The organism is Streptomyces hygroscopicus subsp. hygroscopicus (assembly GCF_001553455.1).
In the GTDB taxonomy this organism is placed as follows: domain Bacteria; phylum Actinomycetota; class Actinomycetes; order Streptomycetales; family Streptomycetaceae; genus Streptomyces; species Streptomyces hygroscopicus.
The window spans coordinates 27,592-44,942 of sequence record NZ_BBOX01000125.1 but is presented as its reverse complement, the minus strand read 5'-3'; the positions used below and the strand labels follow the sequence as shown (position 1 = coordinate 44,942).

The following is a 17,351-nucleotide window of genomic DNA, read 5'->3' as shown; positions in this document are numbered from 1 at the left end:
GCGCTGTCCCGGGCGCTGCGGCCGCTCAAGCGCACCTCGCCCTCGCCGGTCGAGACGGAGGTCGACGAGGAGGCCACGGCCGAGCGCGCGGCGCGCGAGGGGCTGTGGGTGCCCGACCGCGTGCCGGTGCGCGAGCGCTGGATGGACGCCGTCCTGGTGGTGGACGGCGGCAGTTCGATGGTGGTGTGGCGGCGGACGGCCGCGCACCTGGTCACCGTGTTGGAGCGCACCGGCGCCTTCCGGGACGTCCGGGTGCTCCGGCTGAACACCGACCACCCGCTGCCCGAGGACCGGTCGCCGGTCGCCGGGATGGCGCCGCGCGGCAAGCGGGTGGTGCTGGTGCTGACCGACGGCATCGGCGCGGCCTGGGCCGATGACAGCGCCCAGCGCGCGCTGGCCCGCTGGGCGCGGCGCGCGTCGGTCGCGGTGCTGCACGTCCTGCGCCAGGGCCGCTGGCACCACACCGGGGTGGCGCCGGAGCGGGTGCGGGTGCGGGTGCCCGAACCGGGCGCCCCCAACGGCACCTGGCGGCGGGCGGACGGCGGGGCCTGGCCGGGTGGCGAGCCGCCGGTCCCGGTGCTGGAGCTGGACGCGCGGTGGATGGGCAACTGGGCACGGCTGGTGGCCCGGCCGTCGCCGCGCGGCGAGGACACCATGGCGCTGCTGCCCGGGGTGCCGGCCGAGCGCTGGGAGCCCGAACCGGAACCGACCGCCTGGGACCGCGTCTTCCGGTTCCGCGCCACCGCCTCGCCGAGCGCCTTCCGGCTGGCGTCCCGGCTGGCCGCCGCCCCGTTGAACATCCCCGTGATGGAGTTCGTGCAGGGGATCCACCAGCCGGAGGGCAGCCCCGGGGATCTGGCCGAGGTCCTGCTGGGCGGACTGCTGCGCAAGGTGGGGACCGCCGACCCGCTGGACGAGACGGGCATCGGCTACGAGTTCCACGACGGGGTGCGGGAACTGCTGCTGTCGGCCGGGATGCGGGACGAGTCGCTGTACATCCTCGGCAGCGTCCTGGACCGGCTGGGCCGCCGCTGGAAACCGCTGCTGATGCTGCGCGATCTGCTCAACCATCCCTCGGGGCCGGTGCGGGACCTTCCCCAGACGGAGCGCCTGCTGCCGTACATCCGCCTCCAGGAGCAGGTCTACCAGGCGCTGTCCGGACCGTATCTGGAAGGTGCGCGCTCCTTTCGCGCCCTTGTCCTGGCTCATCAGGCGCTCGCCCGCCCGGGGGAAAGCCGACCCGATCCCGTTGAAGACGCATCACACAGGGGAAAACATGTGGTCTCCGAGGCGGTTGCCGTGACTGACGCCACGACTCCCCGAACCGACCCGCTGTCCCAGGCCGACGATTCACCATCCCCGCCGGCGCACGGCACGCCGGGTGCGGCGAGGGAGCATCCGAGAGGAACATTCGTGTCCGTGACCGCTGCCCGGTCGCTGCCCGCCGTGGCGGAGCGCCGTGCCGGGGAACCCCCGGCCATCTGGGGAAATGTGCCGCCCCGGAACAACAACTTCACCGGACGGCAGTCGTTGCTCGACACCCTGCACGAGCGGCTGAGGAGCGAGGGCACGGCCGCCGTGCTGCCCGAGGCCCTGCACGGGCTCGGCGGGGTGGGCAAGTCACAGATCGCCCTGGAGTACGTCCACCAGCACGCCGCCGACTACGACGCGGTGTGGTGGATCCCGGCCGAGCGCCCCGAGCAGATCCGGCAGGCGCTGGTCCAGCTCGCCGACCGGCTCGGGCTGCACGCGGGCATGGAGGCCAACACGGCGGTGCCCAGCGTGCTCGACGCGCTGCGCACCGGACGCCCGTGCCGGGACTGGCTGCTGGTCTTCGACAACGCCGAGGAGCTGGAGACGGTGCGGCCGTTCTTCCCCTCGGGCGGGCCCGGCCGGATCCTGGTCACCTCCAGGAACGCGCAGTGGTCGCGCGCCGCCCGCACCGTCGAGGTGGACGTCTTCGAGCGGGAGGAGAGCATCGAACTGCTGCGCCGCCGGGGGCCGGAGCTGCCCCGCGACCAGGCGGACCGGGTCGCCGACGCCCTGGGAGACCTGCCGCTGGCGATCGAGCAGGCGGCGGCGTGGCTCACCGAGACGGGTATGCCGGTCGACGAGTATCTGCAGGTCTTCGAGGACGAGCGGGCCGATGTCTCCACCCGCCGCAGCGAGCTGCTGGCGGCGGGCGTTCCGGTGGACTACCCCGAACCGGTCGCGGCCGCCTGGAACATGTCGCTGCGCCGGCTGGCCGAAACCCATCCCGGCGCCCTCCAACTGCTCCAGATGTGTTCGTTCTTCGCGCCCGAGCCGATCTCCCGCCGGCTGTTCTCGGGGGTGCGGGGAGTCTCCCTCTCGCCCGAGCTGTCGGAGGTGCTGCAGGACCCCATCAAGCTCGGCCACGCGATCCGTGAGATCAACCGCTACGCCCTGATCAAAATCAATCACCGCAGCAACACGATCGAGATGCACCGGCTGGTGCAGGCCGTGCTGATCGGCCAGATGTCCCCGCAGCAGCAGGCGGACATGCGGCACAGCGCCCATGTGCTGCTCGCCTTCGGCGACCCCAATGACGTCGCTCCGCCGAACTGGGGGCGGTACGCCGACCTCCTCTCCCATGTCCGGGCGTCGCGGGCGATGGAGTGCGACGACAAGTGGGTGCGGCAGATGGTGCGGAACCTGGTCCGCTTCCTCTACGTCTGGGGCGACCACGACGGCGCGCTGGAACTCGGCAACCAGGTGCGCCGGAAATGGGTGGAGACGCTCGGTGAGGACAGTCCGGAGACGCTGGCCGTCTCCCGGACCCTGGGCCATGTCCTGACCGTGCTCGGCCACTTCGAGGAGGCCCGGGCGCTCAACAGCCGGACGCTGGAGCTGCAGCGCGCCCGCGAGGGCGAGGACCACGAGAACACCCTGGTGACGCTGGGCGCGGTCGCCGTCGACGCCCGCTACCAGGGCGACTTCGCACGATCGGTGGAACTGGAGAAGGACCGCTGGGCCCGGACCCTGCGGCTGTTCGGGGACGAGGACCCGTACACGATCGCCGCGGCGAACGACTACGGCGTGGCGCTGCGCGCGGCCGGGGACTACGCACACGCCCGGCAGGTGGACGAGGAGGCCCGGCGCACCGCCGGTCTGGTGCTCGGCGAGGAGGCCCTGCTCACCATCCTGGTGGAGGCCAACCTCACCATCGACGTCCGCGAGAGCGGGGACTACATGGCCGCCCGCGACATGCTGGAGCAGACCTGTGCCCGCGTCCGCCAGCTGCTCCCGCAGAACGCGCCCATCGGGGTCTACGCCCTGCGGAACCTCGCCGTGGCGCGCCGCAAGGCGGGCGACCACGAGGGCGCGCTGAAGCTCAGCCGGGAGGTGCTGGAGCGCTACCAGCTGCGCTACACCGAGCCCAACCTCCACATCACCACGACCGCCCTGAACCTGTCGATGGACCTGCGTCAGACCGCCGATCTGGAGGGGGCGCGGGAACTGGGCCGGAAGTGCCTGGAGGAGATGCGCGTCTCCCTGGGGGAACGGCATCCGGTGACCCTGAGCGCGGCGATCGACCTGGCGGTGACGCTGCGGCTGCTGGGCGAGACGGACCAGGCGCTCGCGCTGAACAAGGAGACGCTGCCGTTGCTGGTGGAGCGGGTGGGGGCCGCCCATCCGGTGGCGCTGGCCTGTGCCATCAACATGGCCAGCGACCACTACACGCTGGCGGACTACCAGGAGGCCCACGACCTGGACACCGAGGCCCTGGCGGCCTGCCGGTCCCGGCTGGGCGAGGACCACCCCACCACGCTGGCGTGCGCGGTCAACCTGTCGGGGGACCTGCGCGCGCTGGGTGAGGGCAGGCGGGCGGAGGAGCTGCACCAGGACGCGCTCGGCCGGATGCGCCGGGTGCTGACCGCCGGCCATCCGGCGACGGTCGCGGCGGCCCGGGGCATCCGGGCCGACTGCGACGTGGAGGCGATCGCCGTCTGACCCGCCGTCCCCGTCCCGGTGCCCGTTCCGGTGCCGTCCCGGTGCCCGTTCCCGTTCCGGTGCCCGTTCCCGTTCCGGTGCCCGTCCCGGTGCCGGTGCCCGTCCCGTCCCGGTGCCGGTCACCGGTCGGGCGGCCCGCGCCACGGGGCGCTCACCGGCCCGTACGCGCCCCGATCCACCGCGCCAGCGCCACCGGATCGGGACCCGTGTCCGGTGCGGTGCGCACTTCCCGGTGGACGGCCAGGACCAGCTCCGGATGGCTCAGCAGCGCCGTCCGTGCCGGGCCGCCGGGCAGGCTGAGCGCGAGCCCGGCCCATGCCGCGATGTCGTCGGGGTCCGCTGCCACCCGGCCGCGGTAGCGGCGCAGCGCGGCGGTGGTGTCACCGGCGGCCCAGTCGAGGTCGGCCCGGTCAGGGGCGGCCCGGTCAGGGGCGGCCCGGTCGAGAGCGGCCCGGTCGAGGTCAGCCCGGTCAAGAGCGGCCCGGTCAAGAGCGGCCCGGTCGAGGGCGTCGCCGCCGTCCGGCGAGCCCGCTCCCCCGCCCTCGCGCAGCCGGGCGAACCCCTCCGGGTCCCGGAACCGGAGGCGGGCGAGCGCGGGGCGCGTGAGCGCCTCGGTGCGGGTCGGCCGGACCGATGTCCCCGGCAGCTCCCGGGGCGGTTCGGACCGCTCCCGCCAGGCCCGCGCCCACTGGGCGAGCCGCCCGGGGTCCGGGCGCAGATGGCGCATGCGGTGCACCATCCGGTGGTCCTCGATCAGATCCGCCGCCAGGCGTCCCGGCACGGACGGTACGGGCGGTGCGAGCCACTGGGCCAGCCGCTCCTCCAGCCGGTGCAGGAACTCCTCGCCCATGGGCGTGAGTTCGGCGTGGTCCAGGAGTGTGCGCAGCCCCGAGGACGTCTGCGCCCGGCGCAGGGCGAACTCGAAGGCGGCGGTGTCCCTGGCGGGGCCGGAGCCGGCGCGCCGCAGCCGGTCCTGCCAGAATCCGGTGACGCCCGCGAAGGCGTACACCCCCTGGAAGAGCCCGCGCAGCGGTCGCGGGTCCAGCCGCCAGGGCGCGTAGTGGATCTCCTCCAGCCCCTGTTCGATGAGGGGTACCAGGTCCATCAGGGCGCTGAGCTTGATGTGCTGGGCCTCGTGCACCAGCGCGGCGGCCAGGGTCAGCGGGTCCGTGGCCCCGCCCAGCAGCACACATCCGTACGCCTCGGGCGAGGATGCGCTGAACGGCTCGGGCCAGGCGACATAGGGCACGGGCACGACGGAGGAGAGGCAGGCGCCGATGCCCCGTGGGTCCACCTCGCGCTGTTGGGCGACCAGCCGCCAGGCGCTGTCGAATCGTTCCTGCCAGCCCTGTCGCTCCTTGTCGGTGAGCCGCTGCGGACCTCGGATCCGGAGAAAGTCGCGATAGGGATCGATGTCATCGACATAGGGCGAGCAGACAATTCCCCGGTGTTCTCCGCGCAGTCGCCGCAGACCGTGCCAGCCCGGGGCCTCCTCGGCGAAGTCGGCGGGCAGCGTCACCGCATACGGGCCGGACACAACCGCCGCCTTCCGGTCGGTCATGACCACCTCCGCGACATCGGCCCGGTCCGGAATGCGGGCGAATCCCAGGGCCGGCAGTATCACCCCGCCATCGCGCACCGGAACCGCGCCGCAGAAGTCGATTCCGGCGAGAAGTGCGGCGGAGGCGGCCACGGCATGCAGATGACCCACCGCGCTCCACAGCGGTCCGTCCCCCGATTCCAGGCCCCGCAGCCTGCGCAGACAGCGGTTGAGCCACACGCCCACGGGAGGGTGCAGCAGCAGCCTGTCCACGGCGGCCGGGGAGCGGCGCTCGGCCCGGACCAGCAGGTGCCAGGCGTCCCGGGGCGGCGGGAGCGGGCCGGGCAGCGCGGGGTGCGCGGAGGCGATGTCCACCAGGGCGCGCAGCAGCAGCATGGCCCGGCTGCGCTGCCCCGACCTCAGCTCGGCCACGGCCGCCGGGCCGCCGGAACTCCGCGCCAACTCGGCGAAAACCCTTGCCGGTAAACGATGGTTGCGGCCCCGTGTGGCGGAGGACGCCATGGCCGCCTAACTCGCACAGCCGACGTTCGTCGCCGACGAGTTACTGATCGTCGGAGGGGACTGGACGACGTCGAGCAGCCGCTCCGTCACCGGAGAAAGCCCCTCGTGCCGCTCGAGGTCCTCGAGTGTCGCCCCCGAAAGGTCCAGCAGCTCCGTCTCGACCTCGGTCGCGACTCGCTCCATGACACCGTCCCCCTCCGGACGCTCCCTACCGGCTCGTACGAGGCATCCCCATGGTGGCCCACCCCTCTTGATTGCGAAAGGGCGAACACGGCCAGTCGGCGCACGCTCTGTCAAGGTTTTCGGACACGTCCGCGCGCCCGGACCCGCCCTGATATGCCGGTGTCATCCGTCCGTTCCGGACCGCATCGCCTCGACCTCGAAGACACCTCCGCACACCCGGAACGAGCGCGCCGAGACCTTCATCGCGTCAAAGGAATCCGGCGGATAAACCCGGATCCACCGCGCGGTGCGCCGGCACGGGGTGTCGGTCGTGCCCTCGTTGAGCGTGTGCAGGCTGGTGGAGGCGCTGCCGCCGGGCGGCAGCGAGACCGTGGGGCGCGTGGTGCCGCGCCGGGTGGCGGGGGCACCGATCGGCGAGCCCGCGGAATCGACCAGCGAGACACCGGGGTATCCGGTGAGGGTGCAGGTCGTGGTGCCCTTGTTGGTGAACACCAGGGGCAGGTACACATTCCCGGCGCCTATGTCCATCCGGCCGGCCGAGAGCGTCAACCGCGCTGCGGAGCAGATGCGGCGCACCCCGGCCGCCGCGGCGGGCCGCGAGGAGGGCGCGTGCGAGGGCGCGGGCGAGGACGAGGAACGCGCCGAGGGCGGAGCGGACTGTGCGGTGCCCGAGGCGGGGCGCTCGCTCCGCGGGGTCCGGCTCCCGGAGGGGGCGGCCGAGGCGGAGGAGGGTGGCGCGGCGGAGGAGATGGAGGGGACGGACGAGGCGTGCCGCGCGGAGTCCCCGTCCCCGGTGTCGCCGCCGCACGCGGTGGCCGTGGCCAGCACGCCCATCAGCAGCGCGGATAACAGCGGTGGCCGGAGCGAGCGGGGCCGCGAGGCCGTCGTGTGCCGCGGAGCCGGACCGTTCCGTTGAGTCATGAGCGACCTCCCGAGGTCAGCCGTCTGCCGGGGTCTACCGGCCGCGGGGCCGAGTGCCCCGGCGCCTCCCGTGCATGCCCCCTCGGTCTGCCTTCCCCGCGCGAACGCCCTTATGTGCCAGGGCACAGGGATCGGGCCATCGGATCGCCGGTCCCCGCGACGCGGCAGGGCGGCCGGGAGCGGCTGCACGAGCGCAACCACCGGGTCGTCGGCGCCGAACCGGATCCGGTCCGCCCCGGCCGGCGGCTCACCGTCGGCGTCCGCTGAACACGAGCGCGTCCCCTCAACACGAGCGCGTGTCCCCTCAACACGAGCGCGTCCCCTCAACACGAGCGCGTGTCCCCTCAGTACGAGCGCGTCCGCTCAACACGAGCACGTCCGCTCAACACGAGCGCGTCCGCTGAAGGCGAGCGCCGGCGGGCGCCCGGGCGCGATCGACAGGACGTCCGGCCGCGGTGGGCCGCCGCGGCGGACGTTCCTTCGCCGCAACGGATCTCAGATCACCAAATGTGCCTTGGAGTGGGTGACTTCCTCGATGTCGCCACCGGCCTTGCCGATCAGCCGGTGGGCCAGGTTGGTCAGCGCCCGCGCCGCCGCGATCTCCTCGCCGACCCTCGGCTGTGCCGGGTCATCGGGGTTCCGGTTGGCGCGGCCCTGAGCCAGCATCTCCGTACCGTCGTGCATCCTCAGCCGGACGACCGCTTCGGTCAGCGGGCCGATCTCACGGAACTCCATCTGAATGTCGCATCCCACGATCGTCTCCATCGCGATCACCTCCTGCGTTACCTTCCAGGATGCGCCTCACCCGTCTCTCCGGTCGACCGGGACAGCAACTCCACGACCTCGGCGTCGGTCGTCTGGGAGAAGTCCCGGTACCACTCCCCCACCGCCGCGAAGTCCGAGGGCGTGGAGAGGGCCACCACCTCGTCCGCGTCCGCTCTCAGCGCCGCGACCGCGTCCGGCGGCGCCACCGGGACGGCCAGGACCACCCGCGCGGCTCCCTGGGCGCGGGCGACCCGGCAGGCGGCCTGGGCCGTGGCGCCGGTCGCGATGCCGTCGTCCACGATGATCACCGTCCGGCCCTCGACCGGGACCCGCGAGCGGCCCTGGCGGAACCGGCGCGCCTTGCGGGCCAGCTCCTCCTGCTCGGTCCGCTCCACCTCCGCGAGGTCCTCCTGGTCGGCCCGGCTCATCCGGACGATCGCCTGGTGGACGACCCGCACCCCGCCCTCGCCGATCGCGCCGAACCCCAGCTCGCGGTGGTAGGGGACGCCGAGCTTACGGACGATGATCACATCCAGCGGGGCCCGGAGCACCCGGGCCACCTCGAAGGCCACCGGCACCCCGCCCCGCGGCAGTCCGAGCACGACCGGTTTCTCATCGCCCAGGGGCCGCAGCGCCTCGCCGAGGCGCCGCCCGGCGTCCACCCGGTCGGTGAAGATCATGTCTCACCCCCGGCTCCTTGGGACTCCTCTACGAATCAACCCGACGATCCCCGCGTCCGCAAACCGGCGGCCCCGGCCGGCCGCCGGGACGCGCGAACCGCACGGGCTCCGGCACCCTGGAGGTATGGAGAACACCACCGGCCCGGGCGAGTCCGGATACCCCGTCTTCGTCGAGTCATTCGACGCCGACAGCCGCTATCGGCGGGTGCGGCTGCGCGGCCTGGGCTGCGAACCGCTCGAACGGGAGGAGTTCGAACCGCGCGTCCGGCAGGTCTTCCCCGACATCGATCTCGACGACCCGGACCAGGTCCACTGGGAGGACCGGCCCGGACAGTGGCCGCCCTGGCATCCGGGCGAGGCATGACCGTCCTGGTCGGCACCTCGGGGTGGCAGTACCGGGACTGGCGCGGCGGACTCTATCCCGAGGGCTGTCCGCAGCGGCTGTGGCTGGAGGAGTACAGCCGCGCCTTCGCCACGGTGGAGAGCAACAACGCCTTCTACCGGCTGCCCTCCTACGACCAGTTCGCCACCTGGCGGGCGCGGGTCCCCGAGGGCTTCGTGATGGCGCTCAAGGCGAGCCGTTACCTCACCCACATCAAGCGGCTGCGCGATCCGGACGAGCCGGTGGAGCGGCTGCTGTCCCACGCGGCCGGGCTCGGCGACCGGCTGGGCCCGGTGCTGCTCCAGCTGCCGCCCACCCTGCGGGCCGACGGCGGACTGCTGGACCGCTGTCTGGGCTGCTTCCCCGCCGGGACGCGGGTGGCGGTCGAACCGCGGCACACCTCCTGGTGGACCGGGGAGATCCGCGCGGTGCTGGAGCGCCACGCGGCCGCGCTGTGCTGGGCCGACGCCGGTTCCCGCCCGGTCACCCCGCTGTGGCGGACCACCGGGTGGGGGTATCTGCGCTTCCACGGCGGCCGCGCCGAGCCGGCCCCGCGCTACGGGCGGCGGGCGCTGGCCACCTGGGCGGACCGGGTCGAGATCACCTGGCCGGCCGACGCGGAGGTCTACGCCTACTTCAACAACGACACGGGCGGGGCGGCGGTGCGGGACGCGGCCGTCTTCGCCGCCGCCCTCGCCCGGCTCGGCCGCCCGGTCAGCCGCACCCCCTCGCCGTAGCCGCGGTGCCCGCCGGCCCGTCGCGGGGCGGCGGGCGCCGGGCTCATTCCTTCACCGCCCCGCCCAGCATGCCCTCGATGAACCGGCGCTGCAGCGCCACGTAGACCACGACCACCGGCAGCGCGATGAGCACCGAGGCCGCCGCGAGCAGCACCGCGTCGGAGCTGTGCTGGCCCTGGAAGAAGGCGAGGCCGAGCGGGACCGTGCGGTGGGCCTCGTCGCTGACCATCACCAGGGCCATCAGGAACTCGTTCCAGGTCCACATGAAGGTGATCACGACCATGGTGGAGATCGCCGGACGGCCCATCGGGACCAGGACCCGCCACAGCGTGGTCCAGGTGTTCGCCCCGTCGAGCCGGGCCGCCTCGATCACCGCCCGTGCGCTGCCGCGGAAGTACGTGCGCATCCAGAAGACCCCGAAGGCCAGGGACTGCGCGGTCTGCGGCAGGATCAACGCCCAGGAGGTGTCGGTGAGTTCGGCGTGGCGCAGATCGAAGTAGAGCGGGACGACCAGCGCCTCCTGGGGCAGCGTCAGCCCGATCACGAACAGGTAGAACAGCACCGTGGAGCCGGGGAACCGCATCACCCCGAAGGCATAGGCGGCGAGGACGGCCAGCACCGTGGTGGCGGCCACCACGACCGCCGTGACCAGGACCGAGTTCCCCAGATAGGTGCCGAAGTGGCCACGGCTCCAGGCATCGGTGAAGTTGTTCCAGTGCAGACCGCCGCTCGGCAGCGAGAAGCCGGTGTCCAGGGAGCTCTGCGAGCCGAAGGCCGTGGAGAGGACGCCGATCACGGGCGTGAGCGCGATGACGGTGAAGACGGCGAGGATGCCGTAGGTGACGTTGCGTTCCAGCCGTGTCGTCATGCCCGCCGCCCTTCCACGAGCCGGGAGACCGTGACGGTCAGGACGAAGATCAGGGCGGTGAGGGCCACGCCGACGGCGGCGGCCGAGCCGACCTGGTTGGTCTCGAAGGCCCGGTGGTAGACCTCGTAGGCGGGTACGGAGGTGGCGTTGCCGGGACCGCCGCTGGTGGTGATGTAGATCAGGTCGAAGTTGCGCAGCCCCGCCACGATGGTCAGCGTCAGCGCCACCGCGATCTGCGGCCGCAGGCCCGGCAGGGTGACGGCGAGGAACTCGCGCAGCGGCCCGGCGCCGTCCATCCGCGCCGCCTCGTACAGCTCACGCGGGATGCGCTGGGCCCCGGCGAGGAAGAGGACCATGCACAGCCCGGTGCCGACCCAGGTGCCGACGACGCCGACGGCGGGCAGCGCCCAGGTGTAGTCGCCGAGCCAGGGGCGGGCGAGGCCGCCGAGGCCGACCGCGCGGAGCGCGTCGTTGAGCAGCCCGTCGGGGGCCAGGATCGAGCGCCAGGCCACACCGACCACGATCAGCGCCAGGACCTGCGGCAGGAACAGGACCGTGCGGAAGAAGGTCATCCCCCGGACCCGGACCCGGGACATCACGGCGGCCAGCAGCAGCCCGATGGCCACCGGCAGCGCCGAGTAGAAGACGAGCAGCAGCAGCGCGTGGCGGAAGGGGGCGCGCAGGGCCGGATCGGCGAACAGCGCGCGGTAGTTGTCGAGCCCGGCGGGGGTGGCGACCGACAGCCCGTCCCAGTGCACGAAGGACAGCCACACCGACTGCCCGAACGGGTAGAGCAGGAAGACGGCGTACACGGCGAGGGCGGGCGCGATGTAGAGATAGCCGATGGCGCGCGGCTCACCGGGCGCCCGGCGGCGGTAGGCCCTGGTCAGGGCGGTGATCTTCATTCCGTCCCCGCCGACGTGTGCTGCTCGCGCCGCTTCTTCATGAAGGCCCCGTAGTCCTTCTGCAAGGTCGCGGCGAAGGCGTCCGGGGAGGTCTTGCCGCTGATCACGCCCTGGAGGGCGGCCGAGAGCGTGTCGTAGAAGCTGGGGGTGGAGTAGTCCAGGTACGGGACGAGTCCGTCGGCGGCGCTCAGCCGCTTCCAGCCGGCGACCATCTGGCCGTCGGCGGTGTCCGGGCTCACCCGGTCCGCGGCCCGCGCCGGTACGGCGGGCAGCACTCCGTGCCGGGTCATCACGTCCGCGGCGTGCGCGTCGGTGAGGAAGTCCAGATAGGCGGCGGCCACCTCCGGGTGGCGGGAGCGGGAGGTGATGGACCAGGCCAGCCCCTGGCCTCCGGTGGTGACGGGGGCCGCGCCGGCCTTGGCGGGCGGGGGCGGCATGATGCCGAGCTTGTCTCCCATCGGCTTCTTGAGGTCGGTCAGCTGCCAGGTGCCGGTCAGCAGGTACGCGCCGTCGCCGGAGGCGAACTGCTTGGCCGCGTCGTCGTAGCCGAGGCCGTTGGCGCCCCCGGGCAGATAGCCGCGCTTCGCCCAGTCGGCGAGGGTCGCCGCGGCGTTCTTGGTGGCGGCGTTGTCGAAGCCGTCGCCGCGGCCGAGGACGGTGTCGCGGGCACCGGCGGCGCCGAGCTGGTCCTGGAGCACCCCGAAGGTGTGGATGGCCGGGTACTTGTCGAGGTTGCCGAACTGGATCGGCAGCTCGCCGCGGTCCTTCAGCCGGGCCAGGCCGTCGGTGAACTCGCCCCAGGTCCGCGGGGGTTTCAGCCCGGCCTTCCGCAGCACGTCCTTGTTGTAGTAGAGGCCGATGTACTCGCCGGTCTGGGAGATGCCGTAGAGCCGCCCGCGGCCGAAGTCGCGGCCGTCGGCGGAGACCCGGTTGAGGCCCAGCAGGGTCGCGGGGTAGCGGGTGTTCCAGTCGTAGATCCCGGCGTAGTCGTCCAGCGGGGTGAGCAGCCCGGCCCGGACGAAGGCCACCATGTCCGGGTAGCCCTGGTTGGCCTGGATGACATCGGGCGGGTTGTTGCCGGAGACGGCCAGCTTCAGGGTGGTCTTCAGATCGGTGAAGCTCCGGGCCACCCGCTTGATCCGCACATTGGGGTACTTCTTCTCGAACTCCCGGTTCAGCTGCTGTATCTCACCGTTGGTCCCGCCGCGTATCTCCTGGTCCCATACGGTCAGCGTGACCTTTCCGGCCGTGGCGGGATCGGGTACGGCGGTGGCCACGCCGGTCCGGGCACCGGCGGCCCCCGAGCCGTCGGTGCCGGGGACACAGCCCGCGGCGAACAGGACGGCACCGAGGGCGAGCGCGGCCGGGACGGCTCTGCCGCGTGGCGGGCGCGCCCCGGTACGGGCGAATTCCATGGGGTTCTCCTCGATGCGGTGATCAGGGCCGTCAGGACCGTTGGGCGCTGTCGTGCACCCGGAAGCCGATGGTGGGCAGCGCCCGCAGCCGTGGGTGGTCGCGCACCCGGTCCGGGATCAGATCGCCCAGGAAGGCGTAGCGGCGGGCGAGTCCGGCCGCGTCCGCTCCGCCGTCGGCCGACCGCCGCGCACGGTTCCACCAGGCGGCCACCTCCGACCAGCCGGGCGCGGCCAGCGAGCCGCCGAAGTGCTGGACGGAGAGGGCGGCGGTGAGGTTGGCGAAGGCGAGCCGGTCGGCGAGCGGCCAGCCCGCGAGCGTTCCGGTCATGAAACCGGCGACGAAGACATCGCCCGCCCCGGTCGGATCCAGCGCGTCCACGGGCAGTCCGGGCACCTCGGCGCGCTCCCCGGTGAGCGAGTCGATGGCCACCGCGCCCTCTGCTCCCTTGGTGACGACGGCGATGGGCACCAGGTCGGCCAGGGCGCGCACCGCTCGCTCGGGGCTGTCGGTGCGGGTGTAGCGCTGGGCCTCGGCCGCGTTAGGCAGGAAGGCGTGGGCGTAGGGCAGATCGGGGAGCGCGGCGGGGTCCCAGCGGCCGGATTCGTCCCAGCCGACATCGGCGAAGATCTTGGCTCCCTGGGCGTGCGCCCGGCGCACCCAGTCCTCCTGGCGTCCGGGTTCGAAGGCGGTCACACAGGCGCGGGAGCGGGGCGGCGCGCCCTGGACGGCGGGCGGCGGGGCCGGGTGTTCATGGGTGACCATGGTGCGCTCGCCCTCGTACGCCATGGAGACGGTGACCGGGGAGTGCCAGCCGGCGACGCGCCGGGAGTGGGTGAGGTCCACGCCCTCGCCGAGGGCGAGGCTCTCCCAGCAGTAGTCGCCGTAGACATCGGTGCCGAAGGCGGCGGCGAGCGTGGTGTGCAGCCCCAGCCGGGCGAGGGCGGTGGCCATGTTGGCGATGCCGCCGGGGCTCGATCCCATGCCGCGCGCCCAGGACTCGGTGCCGCGGACGGGCGCGTGGTCGAGCCCGGTGAAGATGATGTCCAGGAACACGGTGCCGGTGAGGTAGACGTCGTGCTCGGGGTCCGCGGGGGCGCGCTGCGCCGCGAGCGGGTCGATCGGTTGGATCGGATCGGGTGTTCCGGCCGTGGTGCTCACCGACGTGCCTTTCCTTGTGCGGCATGGCCTGTTCGTAGCCCAGAACCCTTCTGACGGGGTGGCGTGAGCGACACCTTGCACCTCACCTGCGATGAATGCAAGAGGTCGATCACACTCGCGCAAACTCGCTCATCTGGAGTAGGTTGCCACCATGCTGCGAGAGACCCGGCACGAGAAACTGCTGAGCATCCTCGGCGAGGAGGGCGTGCTGCCCGTCGGGGAGATCGCCACCCGTCTGGGCGTCAGTGAGGCCACCGCCCGCCGGGACCTCACCGAGCTGGGCCGGGCGGGCCGGCTCACCCGGGTCTACGGCGGCGCGGTGGCCGCGCCCACCCAGGACGAGGAGCGTCCGTTCGGCGAGGTGGAGATCGACGATCTGGCCGACAAGGAGGCCGTCGCCCGTGCCGCCGCGGAGCTGGTCGCGGACGGCGATGTGCTGCTGCTGGACATCGGCACCACCACCCTCCAGCTCGCCAAGCTGCTGCGCGGCCGTCCGGTCACCGTGGTGACCAGCAATCTCGCGGTCTACGAGGAGCTGCGCGACGATCCGGCGGTGACCCTGATCCTGCTGGGCGGGCAGGTGCGCGCCAACTACCGCTCCGTGGTCGGCTTCCTCACCGAGTCCAACATCCGCCAGCTGCGGGTGGGCCGGCTCTTCCTCGGCGCCAGCGGGGTGCTCCCGGACGGCAGCGTGCTGGACAGCACCCATGTGGAGGTGCCCGTCAAACGGGCCATGCTCGGCGCGGCCCGGGAGGTGGTGCTGCTGGTCACGGCGGGGAAGTTCCCGGGTGACACCGGCCTGGCCCGGATCTGCGGACCGGAGCGGATCGACACCCTGATCACCAACAAGACATCCGACCCGGCGACGCTCGCCGTTTTCCGCGAGGCCGATGTGGAGGTAGTGACCGTATGAGGCTGACTGTGCTGGGTGGCGGCGGTTTCCGTATGCCCCTGGTGTACCGGGCCCTGCTCGACGACACCGGGGACGCGGCCGGACGCTGCACCGATCTGGTGCTGTACGACACCGACCGCGGCCGGCTGGACGCGATCCGCGCGGTCCTCGCCGAACAGGCCGAGGGCCGTCCCACCGCCCCCGCGGTCCGGGCCACCACCGATCTCGACGAGGCGCTGCGCGGCGCCGACTTCGTCTTCTCGGCCATCCGCGTCGGCGGTCTGGAGGGCCGGGCGAGGGACGAGCGGATCCCCCTCGGCGAGGGGGTGCTGGGACAGGAGACCGTCGGCGCGGGCGGGGTGCTCTACGGGCTGCGCACCCTGCCGGTGGCGCTGCAGATCGCCGAGCGGATCGCCGCCGTGGCCCCGGACGCCTGGGTCATCAACTTCACCAACCCGGCGGGCATGGTCACCGAGGCGATGCAGCGGGTGCTGGGCGACCGTGTGATCGGCATCTGCGACTCCCCGGTCGGACTGTGCCGCCGCGCCGCGCGGGCGCTCGGCGCCGACCCGGACCGGGCCGGCTACGACTATGTGGGGCTCAACCATCTGGGCTGGCTGCGCCGGGTGGTGGTGGACGGCCGGGACCGGCTGCCGGAACTGCTCGGCGACACCGCCGCCCTGGAGTCGTTCGAGGAGGGCAAGCTCTTCGGCGCCGAGTGGCTGCGGGCGCTGGGCGCGCTGCCCAACGAGTACCTGCACTACTACTACTTCAACCGGGAGGCGGTGGCCGCGATCCGCCAGGCCCCGGCCACCCGCGGGGAGTTCCTCCGCGACCAGCAGGCCCGGTTCTACCGGACGGCGGGCTCCGGCACCCCGGGAGCGCTCGGCGCGTGGGAGCGCACCCGGCTGGAGCGGGAGGCCACGTACATGGCCGAGAGCCGCGAGGCCACCGGCGGCTGGGAGCGCGACTCCTGCGATCTGGACGGCGGCGGCTACGACCGGATCGCGCTGGCCATCATGCGGGCCATCGCCCGCGACGAGCGCGCCACGCTGATCCTCAACGTGCGCAACCGTACCTCCGTCCCCGGTCTGGACGAGGACGCCGTGGTGGAGGTGCCCTGCCTGGTGGACGCGGGCGGGGCGCGACCGCTGGCGACCGGTGCGGTGGCGCCGGACCAGCTTGGCCTGATGTTGTCGCTCAAGGCCGTGGAGCGTTCGGCCATCGAGGCGGCCACGACCGAACCGGGCACCGATTCGGGCATCGCCCGCGGCGCGGCCCTGCGCGCCCTCGCTCTCCATCCGCTGGTTGATTCGGTGAAGGTCGCGGGCAGGATTCTGGATGCCGCCGGAGTACTCGCCCGTTAGCACATGTCCGTTCGGGCATTCCCCAGTATCTGAACACGCCCGGTCGGGCTCCGTTCACGCCCTCTTTCGGTAATCGGGCGAGAAACGGGCCCGCCGGGCGGAGAACCAGGCATCCGGGTTCCTCACCGTCCGTCGCCCCACCCCTTCCGAGCTGCTGAGATAACGGTTGTGAAACGGGCGCATACGGTCACGATCTCCTCAGCGTCAAGGCTGGCCACTCGTGTTGCGTGCTTGTAAAACTGCCACGCAAGCTCGAAAGACCAAGGCAGGAGGTGCGGCGTGGACGCGGAGGAACGCCGTCGGGAGATCCTCGACACGGCTCGCCGTGGCGGCGTCGTGGACGTCGGCAAACTCGCCGCCGACCTCGGGGTGTCCAAGGAGACGGTGCGCCGCGACCTGCGGGTGCTGGAGCAGCACGGACTGGTGCGGCGCACCCACGGCGGCGCCTACCCGGTGGAAAGCGCCGGTTTCGAGACCACCCTCGCCTTCCGCACCACCATGCACGTTCCGGAGAAGTCGCGGATCGCGACCGCGGCGGCCGATCTGCTGGGCGATGCCGAGACGGTCTTCATCGACGAGGGATTCACCCCCCAACTGATCGCGGAGGCCCTGCCCCGGGACCGGCCGCTCACCGTGATCACCGCTTCCCTCACGACCGCCACCGGCCTCGCCACCCGTGACAACACCACCGTGCTGCTCCTCGGCGGCCGGGTACGCGGGGGCACGATGGCCACCGTCGACCACTGGGCGACGCATATGCTTTCGGGCTTCGTCATCGACCTCGCGTTCATCGGTGCCAACGGCATCTCCCGCCAGTACGGCCTGACCACCCCGGATCCGGCGGTCAGCGAGGTCAAGGCCCAGGTGCTGCGGGTGTCCCGGCGGAAGATCTTCTCCGGGGTGCACACCAAGTTCGGGGCCGTCAGCTTCTGCCGGTTCGCGGATGTGTCGGACTTCGAGATGATCGTGACCGACACCGGTCTACCGCTGACCGAGGCCCATCGCTATTCGCTGCTGGGCCCGCAGATCGTCAGGGTCTGACG

The 17,351-nt window shown here is 72.6% G+C and carries 16 protein-coding genes and 1 pseudogene; 8 read left to right on the top strand and 9 right to left on the bottom strand.

What is annotated here, in order from left to right:
• Positions 1–3,972: FxSxx-COOH system tetratricopeptide repeat protein (gene fxsT / locus AXW62_RS14540; protein ID WP_060944903.1), on the top strand; the 3,972-nt coding region annotated here is incomplete at its 5' end.
• Positions 3,973–4,123: 151 nt separating this feature from the next.
• On the opposite strand, the gene AXW62_RS14535 is transcribed toward fxsT, so the two are convergent.
• From AXW62_RS14535 to AXW62_RS45780, 3 genes are all read right to left on the bottom strand, one after another.
• Complete coding sequence (locus AXW62_RS14535) at positions 4,124–5,974, bottom strand: HEXXH motif domain-containing protein (protein ID WP_252368608.1); 1,851 nt, start codon at positions 5,972–5,974, stop codon at positions 4,124–4,126.
• Between the two features lie 66 nt (positions 5,975–6,040).
• Complete coding sequence (locus tag AXW62_RS44465) at positions 6,041–6,217, bottom strand: hypothetical protein (RefSeq protein WP_164502437.1); 177 nt, start codon at positions 6,215–6,217, stop codon at positions 6,041–6,043.
• Between the two features lie 162 nt (positions 6,218–6,379).
• Positions 6,380–6,745: a DUF4232 domain-containing protein gene (locus AXW62_RS45780; RefSeq protein WP_244502783.1), complete on the bottom strand. Its 366-nt coding sequence runs from the start codon at positions 6,743–6,745 to the stop codon at positions 6,380–6,382.
• Between AXW62_RS45780 and AXW62_RS45775 the strand changes: the two genes are divergently transcribed.
• Together AXW62_RS45775 and AXW62_RS43925 are read left to right on the top strand one after the other, a co-directional pair.
• Positions 6,738–7,133 (top strand): hypothetical protein, encoded by a 396-nt coding sequence (locus AXW62_RS45775; protein ID WP_252368607.1) that lies wholly within the window; start codon positions 6,738–6,740, stop codon positions 7,131–7,133. The two genes, AXW62_RS45780 and AXW62_RS45775, sit on opposite strands and share 8 nt — an antisense overlap.
• A gap of 119 nt (positions 7,134–7,252) precedes the next feature.
• A complete protein-coding gene (locus tag AXW62_RS43925; RefSeq protein WP_159060878.1) occupies positions 7,253–7,405 on the top strand; it encodes a hypothetical protein in 153 nt (50 codons plus the stop codon).
• A gap of 228 nt (positions 7,406–7,633) precedes the next feature.
• On the opposite strand, the gene AXW62_RS14525 is transcribed toward AXW62_RS43925, so the two are convergent.
• Entirely contained in the window at positions 7,634–7,903 is a 270-nt protein-coding gene (locus tag AXW62_RS14525) for a DUF1876 domain-containing protein (RefSeq protein WP_030825263.1), read from the bottom strand.
• Between the two features lie 38 nt (positions 7,904–7,941).
• Positions 7,942–8,583: pseudogene (locus AXW62_RS14520) on the bottom strand (phosphoribosyltransferase); the annotation flags it as partial.
• Between the two features lie 124 nt (positions 8,584–8,707).
• On the opposite strand from AXW62_RS14520, the gene AXW62_RS14515 reads away from it, so the two are divergent.
• Both AXW62_RS14515 and AXW62_RS14510 read left to right on the top strand, forming a co-directional pair.
• Positions 8,708–8,947: a hypothetical protein gene (locus tag AXW62_RS14515; protein WP_030825256.1), complete on the top strand. Its 240-nt coding sequence runs from the start codon at positions 8,708–8,710 to the stop codon at positions 8,945–8,947.
• Positions 8,944–9,702 (top strand): DUF72 domain-containing protein, encoded by a 759-nt coding sequence (locus AXW62_RS14510; protein ID WP_060944906.1) that lies wholly within the window; start codon positions 8,944–8,946, stop codon positions 9,700–9,702. The genes AXW62_RS14515 and AXW62_RS14510 overlap by 4 nt, the downstream gene beginning before the upstream one ends.
• 43 nt (positions 9,703–9,745) lie before the next feature.
• On the opposite strand, the gene AXW62_RS14505 is transcribed toward AXW62_RS14510, so the two are convergent.
• The 4 genes from AXW62_RS14505 to AXW62_RS14490 are packed head-to-tail and all read right to left on the bottom strand — an operon-like array spanning position 9,746 to position 14,049.
• Positions 9,746–10,570 (bottom strand): carbohydrate ABC transporter permease, encoded by an 825-nt coding sequence (locus tag AXW62_RS14505; RefSeq protein WP_060944899.1) that lies wholly within the window; start codon positions 10,568–10,570, stop codon positions 9,746–9,748.
• The gene (locus AXW62_RS14500; protein WP_174556390.1) at positions 10,567–11,475 is read right to left on the bottom strand and encodes a carbohydrate ABC transporter permease; all 909 of its coding nucleotides are present in this window, start codon (positions 11,473–11,475) and stop codon (positions 10,567–10,569) included. The genes AXW62_RS14505 and AXW62_RS14500 overlap by 4 nt, the downstream gene beginning before the upstream one ends.
• Entirely contained in the window at positions 11,472–12,890 is a 1,419-nt protein-coding gene (locus AXW62_RS14495) for an extracellular solute-binding protein (protein WP_060944898.1), read from the bottom strand. Before AXW62_RS14495 ends, AXW62_RS14500 begins: the two co-directional genes overlap by 4 nt.
• Positions 12,891–12,921: 31 nt before the next feature.
• Positions 12,922–14,049 carry a carbohydrate kinase family protein gene (locus AXW62_RS14490; RefSeq protein ID WP_060944897.1) on the bottom strand — a complete coding sequence of 376 codons (1,128 nt, stop codon included), beginning with the start codon at positions 14,047–14,049 and terminating at the stop codon, positions 12,922–12,924.
• 151 nt (positions 14,050–14,200) lie between these two features.
• Between AXW62_RS14490 and AXW62_RS14485 the strand changes: the two genes are divergently transcribed.
• From AXW62_RS14485 to AXW62_RS14475, 3 genes are all read left to right on the top strand, one after another.
• The gene (locus tag AXW62_RS14485) at positions 14,201–14,962 is read left to right on the top strand and encodes a DeoR/GlpR family DNA-binding transcription regulator (protein ID WP_060944896.1); all 762 of its coding nucleotides are present in this window, start codon (positions 14,201–14,203) and stop codon (positions 14,960–14,962) included.
• Positions 14,959–16,308 carry a 6-phospho-beta-glucosidase gene (locus AXW62_RS14480; RefSeq protein WP_060944895.1) on the top strand — a complete coding sequence of 450 codons (1,350 nt, stop codon included), beginning with the start codon at positions 14,959–14,961 and terminating at the stop codon, positions 16,306–16,308. The genes AXW62_RS14485 and AXW62_RS14480 overlap by 4 nt, the downstream gene beginning before the upstream one ends.
• Before the next feature lie 279 nt (positions 16,309–16,587).
• The gene (locus tag AXW62_RS14475) at positions 16,588–17,349 is read left to right on the top strand and encodes a DeoR/GlpR family DNA-binding transcription regulator (protein WP_060944894.1); all 762 of its coding nucleotides are present in this window, start codon (positions 16,588–16,590) and stop codon (positions 17,347–17,349) included.
• Positions 17,350–17,351: the final 2 nt, after the last annotated feature.